Origin of the sequence: Cohnella zeiphila (genome assembly GCF_014212055.1) — a bacterium.
Taxonomy (GTDB): Bacteria; Bacillota; Bacilli; order Paenibacillales; family Paenibacillaceae; genus Cohnella; species Cohnella zeiphila.
In genome coordinates this window covers 171,355-187,545 of the sequence record NZ_JACJVO010000002.1, presented here as the reverse complement: position 1 = coordinate 187,545, position 16,191 = coordinate 171,355, and the positions used below count along the sequence as shown (strand labels likewise).

The 16,191-nt window shown below is 60.5% G+C and carries 17 protein-coding genes; 13 read left to right on the top strand and 4 right to left on the bottom strand.

What is annotated here, in order from left to right; all coding sequences use genetic code 11:
• The first annotated feature begins 219 nt into the window (after window positions 1-219).
• The 5 genes from H7C18_RS02105 (at window position 220) to thiI (ending at window position 4,502) form a co-directional block, all read left to right on the top strand.
• Window positions 220-723 (top strand): DUF3907 family protein, encoded by a 504-nt coding sequence (locus H7C18_RS02105; protein ID WP_185127356.1) that lies wholly within the window; start codon window positions 220-222, stop codon window positions 721-723.
• A gap of 93 nt (window positions 724-816) precedes the next feature.
• Window positions 817-1,035, top strand: a complete 219-nt coding sequence (locus H7C18_RS02100; RefSeq protein ID WP_185127355.1) for a DUF1540 domain-containing protein — start codon at window positions 817-819, stop codon at window positions 1,033-1,035.
• Window positions 1,036-1,127: 92 nt separating this feature from the next.
• Window positions 1,128-1,886 carry a lytic transglycosylase domain-containing protein gene (locus H7C18_RS02095; RefSeq protein WP_238357405.1) on the top strand — a complete coding sequence of 253 codons (759 nt, stop codon included), beginning with the start codon at window positions 1,128-1,130 and terminating at the stop codon, window positions 1,884-1,886.
• A 123-nt stretch (window positions 1,887-2,009) separates the two neighbouring features.
• A complete protein-coding gene (locus tag H7C18_RS02090) occupies window positions 2,010-3,170 on the top strand; it encodes a cysteine desulfurase family protein (protein ID WP_185127354.1) in 1,161 nt (386 codons plus the stop codon).
• A 6-nt stretch (window positions 3,171-3,176) separates the two neighbouring features.
• Window positions 3,177-4,502, top strand: coding sequence for a tRNA uracil 4-sulfurtransferase ThiI (gene thiI, locus H7C18_RS02085; RefSeq protein ID WP_185127353.1), 1,326 nt, complete (start codon window positions 3,177-3,179; stop codon window positions 4,500-4,502).
• Between the two features lie 76 nt (window positions 4,503-4,578).
• Here the strand turns inward: thiI and H7C18_RS02080 are convergent, their stop codons facing one another.
• Window positions 4,579-5,328, bottom strand: coding sequence for a TerC family protein (locus tag H7C18_RS02080; RefSeq protein WP_185127352.1), 750 nt, complete (start codon window positions 5,326-5,328; stop codon window positions 4,579-4,581).
• 132 nt (window positions 5,329-5,460) lie between these two features.
• On the opposite strand from H7C18_RS02080, the gene H7C18_RS02075 reads away from it, so the two are divergent.
• From H7C18_RS02075 to H7C18_RS02050, 6 genes are all read left to right on the top strand, one after another.
• Complete coding sequence (locus tag H7C18_RS02075; RefSeq protein ID WP_337912721.1) at window positions 5,461-6,132, top strand: TerC family protein; 672 nt, start codon at window positions 5,461-5,463, stop codon at window positions 6,130-6,132.
• A 193-nt stretch (window positions 6,133-6,325) separates the two neighbouring features.
• On the top strand, window positions 6,326-6,808 hold the full coding sequence (locus H7C18_RS02070) for a hypothetical protein (RefSeq protein WP_185127351.1): 483 nt from the start codon (window positions 6,326-6,328) through the stop codon (window positions 6,806-6,808).
• 126 nt (window positions 6,809-6,934) lie between these two features.
• On the top strand, window positions 6,935-8,776 hold the full coding sequence (gene typA, locus H7C18_RS02065) for a translational GTPase TypA (protein WP_185127350.1): 1,842 nt from the start codon (window positions 6,935-6,937) through the stop codon (window positions 8,774-8,776).
• A gap of 60 nt (window positions 8,777-8,836) precedes the next feature.
• Window positions 8,837-9,151: a YlaH-like family protein gene (locus H7C18_RS02060; protein WP_185127349.1), complete on the top strand. Its 315-nt coding sequence runs from the start codon at window positions 8,837-8,839 to the stop codon at window positions 9,149-9,151.
• 129 nt (window positions 9,152-9,280) lie between these two features.
• Window positions 9,281-9,571: a hypothetical protein gene (locus tag H7C18_RS02055; protein WP_185127348.1), complete on the top strand. Its 291-nt coding sequence runs from the start codon at window positions 9,281-9,283 to the stop codon at window positions 9,569-9,571.
• A gap of 15 nt (window positions 9,572-9,586) precedes the next feature.
• A complete protein-coding gene (locus tag H7C18_RS02050) occupies window positions 9,587-10,690 on the top strand; it encodes an LCP family protein (RefSeq protein ID WP_185127347.1) in 1,104 nt (367 codons plus the stop codon).
• Window positions 10,691-10,914: 224 nt separating this feature from the next.
• On the opposite strand, the gene H7C18_RS02045 is transcribed toward H7C18_RS02050, so the two are convergent.
• Window positions 10,915-11,517: a YhcN/YlaJ family sporulation lipoprotein gene (locus H7C18_RS02045; RefSeq protein ID WP_185127346.1), complete on the bottom strand. Its 603-nt coding sequence runs from the start codon at window positions 11,515-11,517 to the stop codon at window positions 10,915-10,917.
• A 181-nt stretch (window positions 11,518-11,698) separates the two neighbouring features.
• Here H7C18_RS02045 and H7C18_RS02040 point away from each other — a divergent pair, with 181 nt between their 5' ends.
• Complete coding sequence (locus H7C18_RS02040) at window positions 11,699-13,030, top strand: PhoH family protein (RefSeq protein WP_185127345.1); 1,332 nt, start codon at window positions 11,699-11,701, stop codon at window positions 13,028-13,030.
• A 63-nt stretch (window positions 13,031-13,093) separates the two neighbouring features.
• On the opposite strand, the gene H7C18_RS02035 is transcribed toward H7C18_RS02040, so the two are convergent.
• Window positions 13,094-13,597 carry a hypothetical protein gene (locus H7C18_RS02035; RefSeq protein WP_185127344.1) on the bottom strand — a complete coding sequence of 168 codons (504 nt, stop codon included), beginning with the start codon at window positions 13,595-13,597 and terminating at the stop codon, window positions 13,094-13,096.
• Window positions 13,598-13,722: 125 nt separating this feature from the next.
• On the opposite strand from H7C18_RS02035, the gene H7C18_RS02030 reads away from it, so the two are divergent.
• Entirely contained in the window at window positions 13,723-15,057 is a 1,335-nt protein-coding gene (locus H7C18_RS02030) for an extracellular solute-binding protein (protein ID WP_185127343.1), read from the top strand.
• Here the strand turns inward: H7C18_RS02030 and H7C18_RS02025 are convergent.
• Window positions 15,028-16,125, bottom strand: coding sequence for a coiled-coil domain-containing protein (locus tag H7C18_RS02025; protein ID WP_185127342.1), 1,098 nt, complete (start codon window positions 16,123-16,125; stop codon window positions 15,028-15,030). The genes H7C18_RS02030 and H7C18_RS02025 overlap by 30 nt on opposite strands.
• Between the last annotated feature and the right edge of the window lie 66 nt (window positions 16,126-16,191).

Below are 16,191 nucleotides of genomic sequence, written 5' to 3'. Positions count from 1 at the left end.
TCGCTTTTTGCCTCCTTTGGATGGGCTGTCGACTTGCCCAAGACATCCTATCGTTAGCTTGAAGAGGATGGGCAAAATTATACGGGATTTTTCGCCCTTGCCAGTACCGTTCCGGATCGATTTGTGGTACGATGATTTTGATTTTTCGCCGGAAACAGCGAACTGCAGACGGGACAACTATCGGGCACGTTTGTGGATAATGAAAGGGGAAAGCCATTTATGCCGACCGCCAACGTAAAGGCGCTTGCCGAATCCAGCCGGGAAAAACTGAAATCCGCGATTGACGTATTGGAGACGTTCCTGAACCGGAACGCGCTGCCGCAATTGACGGGAGAAGACGCTTCGGAAGAAGCGGTCGCCGTCCATGCCGGACTGCTCTCCGACCTGCGTCATCTGCTGGTCTTTTCCGAGGTGGCTTACGAGAAGCTCGGAGCGATTTTGCGCCGGCCGAATTTCGACCAGAAGTCCGCGGAGCGAGCCCTTTACGAGGTGTACCACCACTGCGTCAACGCGTATTTTTATCCGAAGAACGAAGGGTATTCGGAAGACGGGCGCTACGCCTATACGGGCCAGGATGCCATCCGCTTCCGCGCCAAGCCGGGACGGGCCGTTCGCGACGTCGTTCTGGGCATCTCCCGCGCTTTCGAGGAACTGCGCGAAGACCTTACGTACTATGAGAGCGAATACCTGATCCAGTGCAGAATGCAAGGCCAATCTAAATAAGGGAGAGTCCGTTCTCCCTCCAGCCTCCACCTCCCGATCCGCATGGCCGCCGAACGTGGCGAGCACATTAAGGATCGGGAGGTGATTTGCGTTATGCCGGGTGGAGTATCCTGCAGCGTCAGCAACTGCACGTTTTGGGGAGAAGGCAACCGTTGCGCCGCCGATCAGATTCTGATCGAGATCGACGCGCATGCCCGTTCGCGCCGAACGGAGGGAGACGAGGAATTCGCCGGCGAGCTCGGTGAACACCGGGACCGGTCGGACGATTCCGCATCGACTTGCTGCCATACGTTTCGGCCGAAGGACTCTTAAGCGGCCGGGAACGGGAAACGGGACTTTTCGCGGCACCGGACTTGTTGTACAATAAGGAAAAACGGCAAGCAACACGGGAGAGACTGCGGAACATGTCCGATATGAACGTAACGATGGATCCTCGGGTAATGAAGGAATTGTTGATGTCCCAATTCCTGTCCGGAATCGATCCGTTCGCCGGAACGGGGCTTTCGGCGGACGGTACGGACTCGGATGGGAGCGGGCTTTTCTCGCAACTGTTGGGCCAATTGACCGGCGCGGACGCTTTGACCGATATCGGACTGGGATTCGGTTCCGGTTTGGATTCCGGAGCGAATTCGCCCGATAGCCTTTCGATGCTGCAACTGCTGGGCGCCGGCTCCGGCTTGACAGGGGCTGGCCTCGGCCTGTCCGGCCTCGGCGGCGGATTGTCGGCGGACGATGGCTTCACGTCATCCTTCGACGGGTTGATTACCGCAGCGGCCTCGCGATACGGCGTCGACCCGGCGCTCGTCAAGAGCGTCATCCAGACGGAATCTTCCTTCCGGCCGGATGCGGTGTCTTCCGCAGGGGCGAAAGGCTTGATGCAGCTGATGGACGGTACGGCGCGCGGTCTCGGCGTCACCGATTCGTTCGATCCCGCTCAGAACATCGATGCCGGAACCCGCTACCTGTCTTATCTGCTTCGCAAGTACGACGGCAATGCGGCAACCGCTTTGGCGGCTTACAATGCCGGTCCTGGAGCGATCGACCGATTGGGCTTGAAGACGAACGAGGACGTCGCGGCCCGGCTTGCGGAGCTTCCCGGCGAGACGCAATCGTACATTCGGAAAGTGCTGCAGGCGAAGGACTCGTGGAGCGCCTCGCTGTAAATCGGGAGAACGAACGGCCTATAGGCAACGACGGGGATCAAAGCGGGATGCGGGCATCTTGCTTTGATCCTTTTTATGACGGTTGGGAGGCACCTCCCCGTTGGAAAGGAGAATCGAAAGAAGATGAAGACGCTCTATTTCGATCACTGCGCCTCGACGCCTCCGTACGAGCAAGTCTTGAAAACGGTCGGCGAGCTGATGGCGCTTCATTATGCCAATGCCGGGGCGCTGCACCGGGCCGGAACGGAGGCGGCGCGTCTTGTCGAACGGGCTCGCGCCTCCGCGGCAGAACGGCTGGGAGCGAAGCCGGAGGAAGTCGTCTTCACGTCCGGCGGAACGGAGAGCAACAACCTGGCGATCAAAGGCGTCTATTTTGCTTCGTCTCTTCAAGGAACGAAACATATCATTACCACGCCGGTCGAGCACGCTTCCGTTTTTGAGACGATCAAGCAGCTGGGACGTTGGGGCGCCGAAGTGACCGTATTGCCGGTCGACTCTCTCGGCCGAGTGTCCGCCGCCGATGTCGAAGCCGCCCTTCGTCCCGAGACGGTGCTCGTAAGCGTCATGCACGTAGGCAACGAGACGGGAGTCATTCAGCCGATCGAGGAGATCGGAAAGGTGCTGCAAGGGCGCCCGCGAACGAAATTTCACGTCGACGGCGTGCAAGCGGTCGGCAAAGTGCCTTTTCGCTGGAGCGGCTCTGGCGTGGACTTTTATACGGCGTCCGCTCATAAGTTCCGCGGCCCGAAGGGCGTCGGCCTCGCGCTCGTGCGCGAAGGGACGTCACTGGAGCCCCTGCTGGCCGGAGGCGGACAGGAAGGCGGCACGCGCAGCGGCACGTCCAACGTGCCCGGCATCGTCGGGACCGTGCAGGCGCTCCGACTGGCGACGGAATCGCTGGAGAGCCGGACGGGGACGATGCGCCGGCTTCGCCTGGATTTGCTGGACCGCCTCCGGAGCATCCCGGAGCTCGTGCTTAACGTGCCGGAAGACGCGGAGAACGTGGCACCGCATGTAATAAACATATCTTACCCCGGCATGAGGCCGGAAGTGATCGTTCATATGCTGGAGGAGCAAGGCGTGCTCGTCTCCACTCAATCCGCCTGTTCGTCCAAGAGCTTGAAGCCCAGCCGGGTACTGTCGGCGATGGGGCTAGACGAGGCGAGAGCCTCGGGCAGCATCCGCATCAGCCTCGGAGACGAGCATACTGAAGAGGACATCCGGCTACTGGCCGAACGACTGGCGGAAACGGTCGCCCGGCTGAAGCCTTTGGAGAGGAAGTAGGCAAGGATGAACTATGATTTGATAGTGGTAAGGCTCGGAGAAGTGACGATCAAGGGCCGAAACCGCGGCCGGTTTGAAGGGTTGATGATGAGCCGAATTCGCGAAGCGCTTGCGAAGTGGCCCGCCCTCGCGTTCGAGCGGGGGTACGGCAGGGTCTACATTCGGCTGAACGGCGAGAGCTTCGAAGAGATAAAGGACCGCCTGAAGGACGTGTTCGGTCTTCATTCGTTCAGCCCGGCGGTACGGACCGGCCATGATCTGGAGGATATTCGGGCCGGCGCGCTGGCCGTCATTCGCGAGCTGAAGCCGGCACCGCAGACGTTCAAGGTCACGGTCAAGCGGGCCTGGAAGGCGTACCCTCACGATTCGCAGGAAATGAATCATCTGATCGGCGCGCACGTGCTGCGCCAAACGCCGAACCTGAAAGTGGACGTTCATCATCCCGACGTCGAGCTCAAGGCCGACATTCAACCGGAAGGCGTCTACTTGACGTGCGGCGCCATTCCGGGAGCCGGCGGCTTCCCGCTTGGCATGAACGGCAAAGCCATGCTGCTGCTGTCCGGCGGCATCGACAGCCCCGTCGCGGGTTGGCTCACGATGCGCAAAGGGCTGGAGATCGAAGCGGTCCATTTTCACAGCTACCCCTACACCAGCGAGCAGGCGACGGAGAAGGTCGTGACCTTGACGCAGAGGCTTGCCCATTACGGCGGCCGGATCAAACTGCATTTGGTCCCGTTCACCGAACTCCAGACGAGGATGGCGCAGAGCGGACACGACCATCTGATCATTACGCTGATGCGCCGCACGATGCTGCGCATTGCCGAGCGGCTGGCCGAGAAGAGCGGGGCGCTTGCGCTCGTGACCGGCGACAGCCTCGGCCAGGTCGCCAGTCAGACTCTCGGAAGCATGAACGTGATCGGCCGCACGGTGTCGATGCCGCTGCTTCGTCCGCTCGTCATGATGGACAAGCAGGAGATCATCGAGATCGCCGGGCGGATCGGCACGTTCGAGACTTCCATTCTTCCTTATGAGGATTGCTGCACGCTGTTCGTCCCCAAATCCCCCGCGACCAACCCCAACCTGCGAATCGTGGAGAAAGCGGAGCGGATGCTAGGAGGCGAGCTGGAACGTCTGATCGACGAAGCGGTGAACGGAACGGAAACGATCGTTATGACGTCCAAAGGGCGAGCAACAGGCGGAGGCGCTCCGAAACCAATGGCCGAGCAACGGAAGCAAGCCGATTCCGGCGAAATCGGCCGTCCCGCCGGAACGGACGGGGCGGCGGAACCGGAAGGAGCTCCGGCCTCGTCCTCGGAAGACCGCTGGTTCTAGCCGGGAATTAAAAATCCCTCTGATCCGGAACCGCCTCGCGGCGTTCGGATCAGAGGGATTTTGGTTTGTGTCCGGACTAGGAAGAACCGGTCTTCCAGTTCACGCCTTCTTCGTCCTCCCGCTCCGCCGCTGCCGCCGCCGCTATTCGGCGCTGGGCTTTGGCGGCTTTGACGGCGTTCGCCCGCCAGCCTCCCGCCACGACGACGACGACCATGACGGAGATAAAGGTCCAGCTGAGCGCCGGGCTATCATGGAAGATCGCGTCCAGCTTCGGTTCGTGCGTTACCATCTTGGCGGCCGTATAAGCGAGAACGCCGGAGCCGAAGTAGATGATCCACGGATAGCGGGCGAGCAAGCCGACGAACAGCGTGCTGCCCCAGACGACGACCGGAATGCTGATCAGCAGGCCGAGCACGACGAGCAGATCGTTGCCGTGCGAAGCTCCGGCGACCGCGATGACGTTGTCCAGTCCCATCGCGGCATCGGCGATGACGATCGTGCGAATCGCCGTCCATAACGACGATCCCGCCTTGATGTTCCCATGGTGATCTTCCTGCACGAGCAGCTTGAAGGCGATCCATAAGAGGACGAGACCTCCGACAGCCAGCAGAAACGGAATTTTGAGCAAATAAACGACGAGCAGCGTAGCGACGACGCGGATGGCTACGGCTCCTCCCGTGCCCAGCCAAATCGCTTTACGCTGGTGGTTCTTCGGCAAGTTGCGCGCGGCCAATCCGATGACGATGGCGTTGTCCCCGGCCAGCAGCAGATCGATGAAAATGATGGTCAGCAGCGCGGTCGCAAACTCCAGGCTGAACAGTTCCATGGCTTTTCCCCCCCGTAACTTTCAAACGGTAATACGCAGCAAGCCGCAACCCGATTCATTTTTCGGAGAAAAAACAGTTTGCATATCCGGACGGGCCTGTACATAAATCTCCTCTGAGGGGAGAGATGGCAGGTGGGAATCGGAGAAAACTTCATGGTCTTTGCCGAAATCGTGCTGATCAATCTGCTGCTCAGCGGAGACAACGCCATCGTCATCGCCATGGCCGCGCGGAAACTGCCGCCGGCGCGGCGCCAAGCCGCGGTCTGGTGGGGAACGTCCGCGGCGGTAGGGCTCCGCTGCGTCCTGACGGCGGCCGCCGTGGCGCTGCTGAACGTTCCGTACATGCAAATCGCCGGCGCGCTGCTGCTTTTCGCCATCGCTTTGAAGCTGCTGCTGGACGACCATCGCCCGCCGGGGGACGAGATGCGCTCCGCCGTCAGCCTTTCGGGGGCGGTATGGACGATCGTCACGGCCGATTTCGTCATGAGCCTGGACAATGTGCTGGCCGTCGCGGCCGTGGCGCGGGGAGATCTCGTTCTCATCCTGATCGGCATCGCGATGAGCATTCCGATCATTATATGGGGAAGTTCGTTTATTCTGAAACTGCTTGACCGGCTTCCGTTCCTCGTCTACCTCGGAGGCGGCCTGCTCGGTTACGCGGCGGGAGAGATGCTGATGAAGGATCCCGGACTTGCCCGCCTGCTTCCGGGGGCGGAGTCCAAGTTCGCCGAAGTCGCGCCATATGCGGCGGTCGCATTGCTCGTACTGGCGGCCCTGCTTCTGCGGCGCCGCAAGCGGGTATAAAAGTTCAAGCGGCGGAACTTCCCGTTTCCTCCTTTTTTCTGCCTTCGGGAACTGGTTTTTTCTCCCGACTTCCATTACACTAAAAGTAAAAAGAGAGGCGGCCCTATCCTTCTGCCGACGTTAAGAGGCGCCGGAGGGACAGCGGCGATCCAACTTACGGATTTGCAGTCTCGTGGTAAAGTGGGGGAGTGTCGTGAACAAACAATCCGCCGCGGTCGGCGTCCTGATCTTGGCTGCGGGATTGGTGATTTTGCTCGGCAAGCTGGGCGTGTTCGCTTTTATCGGAACGGTCTTCTGGCCATTGTTCATCCTGATTCCGGGCATTCTGCTGCATGTGCTTTATTTCGGGCGGCTTCTGCCGGCGGTATCGCTGATCCCGGCCGGCATTCTGACGGTGGTCTCCGTGCTGCTTCTCGTAGGCAACTGGTTCGACTGGAGCTCCATGAAGTACTTGTGGCCGTTCTTCCTGTTCGCGGTGGCGGTAGGGCTGTACGAGTATTATATGTTCGGCGAAGTCCGCACTCGCGGCCTCTGGACCGCATCCGTCGTGCTCGCCGCGCTGTCGGTCGTGCTGTTCCTGCTGACGCTGATGTGGACATGGGGCCTCTACATCATCGCGATCGTACTGATCCTCCTTGGGGGCTGGATGGTATGGTTCAGGCCGCGCTTTCGATAATCGCTTGATTATTGATCCGGTTAGCGTATAATAGAAGGGATGTAGGTGAAACGTCGACCTCGCGTCGGCGTTTTGTTTTCGCGTAAGCCAAGGGGTTGCCCTTGATATAAAGATAGGAGTGGAAGCATGCATCCAAGAGATCGCATTCGCAATATCGCCATTATCGCGCACGTAGACCACGGCAAGACGACTCTGGTCGACCAGCTGCTGCGCCAATCCGGCACGTTCCGGGACAACGAGCACGTGCAGGAGCGCGCCATGGACTCCAACGATCTGGAGCGCGAACGCGGCATTACGATTTTGGCCAAAAACACGGCGATTCACTACAAGGACTATCTGATCAACATCGTGGATACGCCGGGACACGCCGACTTCGGCGGAGAAGTGGAACGCATTATGAAGATGGTGGACGGCGTGCTGCTCGTCGTCGACGCTTTCGAAGGCTGCATGCCGCAGACGAAGTTCGTGCTGCGCAAGGCGCTGGAGGCCGGACTGACGCCGATCGTCGTCGTCAACAAGATCGACCGTCCGGCCGCCCGTCCTGCGGAAGTCATTGACGAGGTGCTGGAGCTGTTCATCGAGCTGGAAGCCAACGACGATCAGTTGGACTTCCCGGTGGTCTACGCCTCGGGCCTGAACGGCATTGCCAGCCTGGACGCAAGCGAACTGGGTACCACGATGGAGCCGCTCTACGAGACGGTGGTCGAGAAGATTCCTTATCCGACGGAGAATACCGAGGAGCCGCTTCAATTCCTCGTCACCCTGCTCGACTACAACGAATACTTGGGCCGCATTCCGATCGGCCGCGTGAACCGCGGCAAGATCCGTCAAGGCCAACCCGTCGCCGTTCTCGACCGCGAGGGCAAAATTCGCCAGGCTCGGATCGAGAAGCTGTTCGGCTTCCAAGGGCTTAAGCGCGTCGAGATGGAAGAGGCAGCCGCCGGCGACATCATAGCCATTGCCGGCATCAAGGACGTCAATATCGGCGAGACGATCGCCGATCCGGCGAACCCTGAAGCCCTGCCCGTGCTAAAGATCGACGAGCCGACGCTGCAGATGCGTTTCCTCGTCAACAACAGTCCTTTCGCCGGCCGCGAAGGCAAGTTCGTCACCTCCCGGAAGTTGCGGGAGAGGCTGCTGAAGGAGCTTGAGACCGACGTCTCCCTGCGCGTCGACGAGACGGACAGCCCTGACGCTTTCGTCGTCAGCGGACGCGGCGAGCTTCATCTCGGCATCCTGATCGAGAACATGCGCCGCGAAGGATTCGAACTGCAAGTCTCCAAACCGGAGGTCATCATCCGCGAGATCGACGGCGTCAAATGCGAGCCGATCGAACGCCTTCTGATCGACGTGCCGGAAGAGAGCATGGGCAGCGTCATGGAGAGCCTCGGCACGCGCAAGGCGGAGATGGTCAATATGATCAACAACGGCAACGGCCAGATTCGTCTGGAATTTCTCATTCCGGCGCGCGGTCTGATCGGCTATCGAACGAACTTCCTGACGCTAACGCGCGGCTATGGCGTCATGAACCATGCGTTCGACAGCTACGGCCCCGTCGTCGGCGGTCAAGTCGGCGGCCGTCACCAAGGCGTTCTGATCGCCAGCGAGACGGGAACGTCGACGGTATACGGCATGATGGGCGTTGAGGACCGCGGGATCCTGTTCCTCGAACCGGGAACGGAGATTTATGAAGGCATGCTCGTTGGCGAGCATACCCGCGAGAACGACATCATCGTCAACATCTGCAAAGAGAAGGCGCTGAACAACATCCGGACCGCAAACAAGGAAGAAACGGTGAAGTTGAAGACGCCGCGGCTCATGTCGCTGGAAGAAGCGCTCGAATATTTGAACGACGACGAATTGTGCGAAATTACGCCGAAGACGTTCCGCCTGCGCAAGAAGGTCTTGAACAAGGGCGAGCGCGACCGGTACGAAAAACAGCGCAAGATGGCGGAAGCCGGCGTCTAAACGACGCCCGGCTTCTTCCAGGCGGCCGTCCGCGCGGCCGTTACATAGGAGGGATTCCCGATGCAACATTGGTTTCACGAGCATCCTGTCGTATCCTATCTGCTCATTCTCGCCTTCACGATTTATATCTTCAACGCGGTGTTCCGCATGGGAAGGCTGCCGATTATCAAGGAAGCGATCGTCCATGTCATCATGGCGATCGGCTGCCTTGTTTTGCTGTTGCTGCAGCTGGACAAGCTGCCGATCATCCAGTGCATGGGCGTCGCCGTCATCATGATGCTCATGCTCCGGGCGCGCCAGTTCTACGATAAGCGCCGGGGCCGCAAGGCCGGAGAATCGGAGCCTGCGGCCGCCAACCCGCCCGAGCCCCGCTGAGGGACGGTCTCCCGGCTTCCCTAGCGCCAACATTCTCCAAGTTGAAACTATCTGCCTCGAACCATCGTCAAATTAGCAGGGGTTCTTACAAGCCCAAGCCGTTAGCCGGGCGCGAATGGAGGGAGCGTCATGCAACTGACGGACACGCTGTTCTACTGGCTGCAGACGAAGCGAATGACCGAGCGCCGTCCCGAGGACGAGGCGGCTCGGGAGTCGCTGCGCTATTTCGCGCAAATTTTGTCGGATGATCACGAATTGGAGTCGTTCGAGACGTTGAACGAAGGGCGCGACGAGGGGAAGATTTACGTTGCGTACCAGGTTCGGGGACAAGCGGCCAAGACAGCTTGGTTCGACCGCGAGGCGGTCGATCAATTGGCTAATGAGCTTTACGGCGCAGCCGGGGACTCCGAACACTTTTGACATCGAGGTGAAGCCATGAGTGCCAGCACGCCTTTGCCGCCGCGCACGCGAAGCGGGGTCAAAGTCAAAGCCGCGAAGAAGCAGAAGAGACGCCCGCGCCGGTGGCTTTGGTTCCTGTTAGTTTTTTTCGCCATCGTCATTGTCGGATTGGGCGTTTACGCCGGCAATTTGTGGCAGCAGGCGAACAACGCGCTGAACAAGGTCGCGCTTCCGGCCGGCAACGCGAACCCGATCGCTTCCGCGGATCGGGCGCAGGTGAAGCCGCTCTCGATGCTGCTGCTCGGCATGGATTACCGGAAGCAGACCGGGAGCATGAATACGGACGTCGTCATGCTGATCGCGATGAACCCGAAGTCGAACACGGCGACGGTCGTCTCGGTGCCGCGCGACACCGATCCGCAACTCGACGGGTATGTAGAGCAGAAGATCAATGCTTTCTATGCCTACTATCATAGGAGAGCCGACAAAGAGGAGAAGCTGAAGGGCGCGGAAGCCGATGCCTACGCCCGCGACCAGATGAAGGAACTGGCGAGCGATATGTTCGGCATCCCGGTCAATTACTCGGCGGTCATCAATTTTCAGGGCTTCTCGGACGTCGTGGACGCGCTCGGCGGCATCGATGTTTATGTCGACCAGAACATGAAGTACCGGGATGATGCGGACGGAACGAACATCAATCTGAAGAAGGGCGACCAGCACCTCGACGGCAAGAACGCGCTGGACTTCGTGCGCTACCGCAAGTCGAACGAGGGAACGGCGCAATCGAGCGATTTTGAGCGAAACGACCGGCAGAGCCGGGTGCTCGGCGCGGTCGTCGACAAGATGAAGTCGGTGGGCGGCGCGCTTAAGCTCGGCAACGTCATCGGTGCCGTGGGCGACAACATGGAGACGGATATTCCGAAAGCCCAAATCGAGAACATGCTCAAAGCGTATTACGATATCGACCGCAATCATATTCGCTTCCTTCCGCTTGAAGGCGTGTGGAAAAGTCCTTACGTCTATCTGAACGACGACAGCCTGGAGCAGGCGAAGCAGGCGCTGGCCGAAGAGATGACGCCGAACGGACGGACGGTTGAGGCGTCCGCCTCCCCGTCCTCCTCCGCCTCCGCTTCGCAATGATGGGTCAGATTGACGCTTGGATCACGTTCGGCGCTATGTTATAATGGGGCCATCCAAACGGCAGCCGCTCTCCCGCCCGTCCGGGCCGAGAGAGGTTGACGGAACGAGGAGGACGTCGGATGACGAAGAGGTTGACGACTCGTGTCGAAGATCGAGGCATCTGTGCGGAATCCGTGTGCGGCAAGGCAACAAAGCCCAGCGAGCTTATGCTCGCTGGGCTTTTGTCATCTTGCCGGGTGGTGCGAAGTGCCGGACGTTGTCGTTTGGCGCTGCATTTGGCGAATGCCGGCGGTTCCGTCCGGGGAAGCGGGAGGGACGACGCTGCGCGGCAGCTGCGGCACGAGGCGCCCGACGATATCGGCCATCTCCTCGGCGAAGCCGGAGACCGGCCGGCCATTCATCACGTCGGTGCGGATCTCGCGCAGCCGCTGCGCCATGTCGACGTCGGCGGTGACGACTGCGTCTACGCCGTAAGGATCTTTGCGGAACGCTTCGGCGACCGCGTATTTCACCGCACCGACCCGGGTGCGGTCCATCTTCGAATCGACGTCGATGCCCACGACCGCGTAATTGCCGAACACGACGCAGTTCGCTCCCTTGACGCCGCGAATTCCCTTGGCCAGCTGCTCCAAGTGAGCGGCCACTTCTTTGGGGTGAGCGATCGGCACTGTTCCCGGAGCGGCGGGCGTCGTGCTCTGAACGCGAACTTGCTGCGTTTGCGGAGCCGGCGTCGCCTGTCTGTTGATCGCGCAGCCCGCGAGGCCGGACGTCAGCGTTGCCGCGAGCAGCCCGGCGGCGATTCCGCTGCCGGTCTTGGTCCATTTCATCGAAAATCACCATCCCGTTGAATTATTCCGCTTGGAGGCGATGCCCGGAAAGCGAGCGAAATCGAGTCCGCTTTCGCCAGCAACCTACAACCTTGCTCTCATTGTTCCCTGTCGTCCGCATGCGATTCAGGAAGCGTTCGCATCCTTTGTCGTCAATTCGCCGAATCCGGGAGGGACCCGCATGAAAAAAATTTACGTGATCGATACCAACGTGCTGCTTCACGATCCGCTGGCCATTTTCTCGTTCGAAGAGAACGAGGTGGTCGTCCCGTCCGTCGTTCTGGAGGAGATCGACTCCAAAAAAAGGCTCGCCGACGAGATCGGGCGCAACGCCCGGTACGTATCGAGAGAGCTGGACCGGCTGCGGGAGATCGGCCGTCTGCACGACGGTGTCGCACTGGAAAACGGCGGACTGCTTAAAGTCGAGATGAACCATCGCCGGTTCGTCCGCGTTCAGGAACTATTCGGCGAGATGACCAACGACAACCGCATATTGGCGGTTGCCCTCAATTACCATCAGGAAGAGCAGGAGAAGGCGGAGCCCCGGCCGGTCATTCTGGTCAGCAAAGACGTGCTCGTGCGGGTCAAAGCCGACGTGCTGGGCATCGACGCGGAAGACTACCTGAGCGACCGCACCGTCTCTCCCTCCGATCAATATACCGGTTACTTGACGCTCCATGTCCATCCATCCGTTATCGACGAATTTTACACGTACCGTTTTCTCGGTATTCCTTCCTTGCACTTGAACGTCCGGCTTCAGCCGAACGAATTCGTCATTTTGCGCGACGAGCTCGGCACGTCCAAATCGGCTTTGCTCAAGGTGAGCCAGGACGGCCAGCGCTTGGAGCCGCTCCATATGAGCAACGATCCGGTGTGGGGCATCACGGCGCGCAACGCCCAGCAGCGAATGGCGCTGGAGCTGCTGCTGAACGACGATATTCCGCTCGTGACGCTGGCGGGGCGGGCCGGAACCGGCAAAACGCTGTTGACGCTGGCGGCCGGCTTGTTGAAGACCGAGGACGAACACAAATACAAGAAGCTGCTGATCGCCCGTCCGGTCGTCCCGATGGGCAAGGATATCGGTTATTTGCCGGGAGAGAAAGAAGAGAAGCTGCGTCCGTGGATGCAGCCGATATACGATAATCTGGAGTATTTGTTCGACACGAAAAAAGCGGGCGATCTCGACAAGATTCTGATGGGGCTCGGCAGCATCCAGGTCGAGGCGCTGACGTACATTCGGGGGCGTTCGATCCCGGGGCAATTCATCATCATCGACGAGGCGCAGAACTTAAGCCGGCATGAAGTGAAGACGATCGTCTCGCGCGTCGGCGAGCATAGCAAGATCGTGCTGCTGGGCGATCCGGAGCAGATCGACCACCCGTATCTGGATGCCCAGAGCAACGGCCTGACGTATTTGATCGAGCAGTTCAAAGGGGAAGCGATCAGCGGCCACATCACCTTGGAAAAAGGGGAAAGAAGCCGTCTCGCTCAGCTGGCGGCGGAAAAGCTGTAGGGGAGCAACGCTGCTGCCGAAGCCGAAGGCGGACGCTGAAGGGGCTCCGATGGCGCAGGTCATCTACGATTTCGGTGACCGCCATTCCGCTTGGCAGCCGTACGCCCGGGCGACCCGTTCGCACCATTCGACCTCGTGGCTTGCGACCAAATGCCATTCGAATTCGTCTTCTTCTATGGAAGCGATCAGGTTCTCCTCCAATTGAAGAAGGGCCGGGGCGGCGTCCGCTTCCGGCCCTTCGGCCTGCAGCCGGAAGACGGCCGTCTCGGAAGCGACGGCGAAGCGCCGTCCGCCCGCGGACTCGATGATGTAATCTTCGAAAAGGGGCCCGGGCCGGAGCCCCTCCGGCGGAAGCTCGAGCAGCTCAAGCATGTCCGCCTTCGCGCCATGGCTCGCCAGCAGCGCTTGGGCCGCCGGCACGTCGTCCGGATGGCCGACGATCAGCATGTCGCGGCCGTCCGTATCCGCTCCGAGCAGCTTCGCCGCGGCCGAAACGGCAGGACTGCCGGACAAGCCCGGACCCGGTCCGGCAGGAGCCAGCGCCTCCAAGGCCCATATTCGTCTCATTTTGCCAACCTCCGATCGTAAAAGAAGCGTTTCCACAAAAACACGCGACATTCGCGGTCGTTCCTGCTATCATGATAAACGACAAACGCCGGTTCGGCTATCCGTTGGAGAGGAGGTCGCCGCCCTTGGGCCGAAGGAAACTGCTGCTCGTCATTATCATTTTCGGAATTATGGTTCTCTTCGTTTCCCCGCTCGCGACGAACGCGCCCATGCCGGCGGACAAGCCGGTCGCCGCGCCGGAAAAGACGCAGGACCCCGGCGAAGCATCTCCGTCTTCGCCTCCGCTGACGGAGGATCCGGCCGTGCTTCAGGTCGCCGCGGTCGCGGACGAAGACGGAATGGCGCTGCTGGAGCAGCAGAGCGCCAAGGTGTCGGCGGTTCATCCGGAGATCCGGGTCGAATGGCAGCGCATCGATCCGGGCGAGGCCGATTTCGCGGAGCTGTCGGACGAACTGGACGGAGCGGACATCGTGCTGCTGCCGAACGAGCAGGTGAAGCCGCTCGCCGTTGCCGGCTCGCTGCTTCCCGTCGATTCCGCCTATCCCGGGGAGGCGCTCTCGGAGCAATTCGGCGTGCTGCTGTCCCAGATGAAATGGAACGGTTACCTGTGGGGCGTGCCGCGGGATTTTGATCCTTATGTCCTCGTCTGGAACCGCAACGTGCTGGCGTCCGCCCGGCCGGACGCTCCGCAATCGATCCCGTCGGGACCGGCGCAGTGGGCGGAATGGCCGCAGAAGCTGGCCGAGAAGGGAGTGAACGCTTCTTGGCTGGCGCTCGATCCGTCCGACCCGTATGCGCTGCTTGCCTGGATCGGGGAAGTTACGGGCAAGCGGCAGGACGAATGGCTCGAGCCGGCGGAAGCGGGAGCGGATGCGGCCTGGAGCTCCCAGTCTTACGAGCAGGCGCTGACGCTGCTGTCCCAACAGCGCGGCGGGATCGCCCTGGCATCGCCAGGCGGGACGTTCTGGACCGCGTTCGCGGCAGGACAATACGGGGCGGCGGTCGTTCGCAATTCTCAGGCGGTAAAAGGACTTGCGGAGCTTCCCGCTTCCGCCGCCTCGTCGCTGCGGATCGACCGGTCGGCCTGGGAGACGCCGTTCGTTTGGCCGAACGGGGAGAGCTTCGTACTGTCCGCGTGGACCGGGAACGAGGATGCGGCGATGACCTGGATCAGCGAGATGACCGGCCGGGACCAGCAAAGCGATATGGCGCGCGAGACGGGGCGGCTGCCCGTCTATCGTTCGCTTTATGAAAGCGGGGCCGGCGATCTCCCGGACTTGTCGGGGGCCGGCGCCCAGCGATTCCCCAACCAGGCTCCGCTGTCGGTCGCGCCCGATCTTCCGGAGAAGCTGCGAACGCTCGGAACGCTGCTCAAACAATGGACAAGCGGGACGCCCGTCTTCGCCGAATGGAAAGGGCAATGGGCGACCTTACTTGCCAAAGCGGAGAACGACGGTTAAGCGGCCGTCTTCGAGGCTGACGCTGTCGGCTTTGACGAATTTGATCAATTGCTGAGGGTAGAAGCCGAGATCGAATTGCCGCTCCAGATCGGCACGCGTCGTGTCGGGAAGCTCCAGACCGTTGAAGACGAGCTTGTCGATGTGAAAAAGAATGGCGTTCTCGGGTTTTTCTTCGACGGTGTAATGCCCTTCGATGCCCACCTGGATGCCGCCGTCGCTTCCTTCAAGCGACAGCTTGCCGGGATGGAACGAGATCGTAAATTGTTTCAGCCGGTCGTCTTGGCCGCGCAAAAATTCGTTCAGCTGATCGTCCGTAATGGTCAGCGTCGTTTTCAGCCCGCTTGTCTTCAGCATGTCGGGATTCTGCTGAATCCACTCGGGCAGCTTATTCATCGCTTTGGCGAGCGCATCGAAATGGTCGCGGACGACGTACAGTCCGACGTTCTGCCAGTAAGTCTGCATTTCGTCCATCATCTGACGCAGATGGTCCGCATCGTCGCTCGCCGAGAGCGCCTGCTCGACTTCCTTCTGCAAGGCGACGATCCGGTCGCGCTGGGCTTTCAGCTGGCTCTCGATGCCGGCCAGATCCCGTTCGTTTTTTTGCAGGGTGTCGTACCCGGCCTTCAGCTTCTTGTAATCCGTTTCGTATTCGTTCATCGACCGGCGGTCGGCGGTAAAAATCAAATCCATCTGCTCCCACGTGCGGAGCAAGTCGGGCAAGGAGCGGGAGCTGAGCAGCGAGGCCCACATCGCGTCTTTCTGGCCCATATAGTAAGAGCGCAGCACCCGGCCCGCCCGCTCGCGTTTCGCCGCGATGGCGATCTCCTGCTGGGAGAGGCGGTTCGAGGTCTCTTTGATCTGCTTGCCGGCGGTATCGCGAAGCCCGGAGATGCGGTCGATCTCGCGGTCGATCTCGACGAGCGACAAGCCTTTCTCCAGCAGCTGACGGGTCTCGTCGGTCATCGGTTCCGCTTCTTCGGCATAGGTTGGCGGCAGCAGAGCGCCGGCTCGATTCATCGCCAGCAGGAGCATCACGGCGGCGCAGCAGCCGGCCCAACGTCGCTTCATCGCGGCCTCCTCCCTCCGGTCGGACAAACATGCGGTATTTCAGCCTATGAGGCCGGCATATTATTT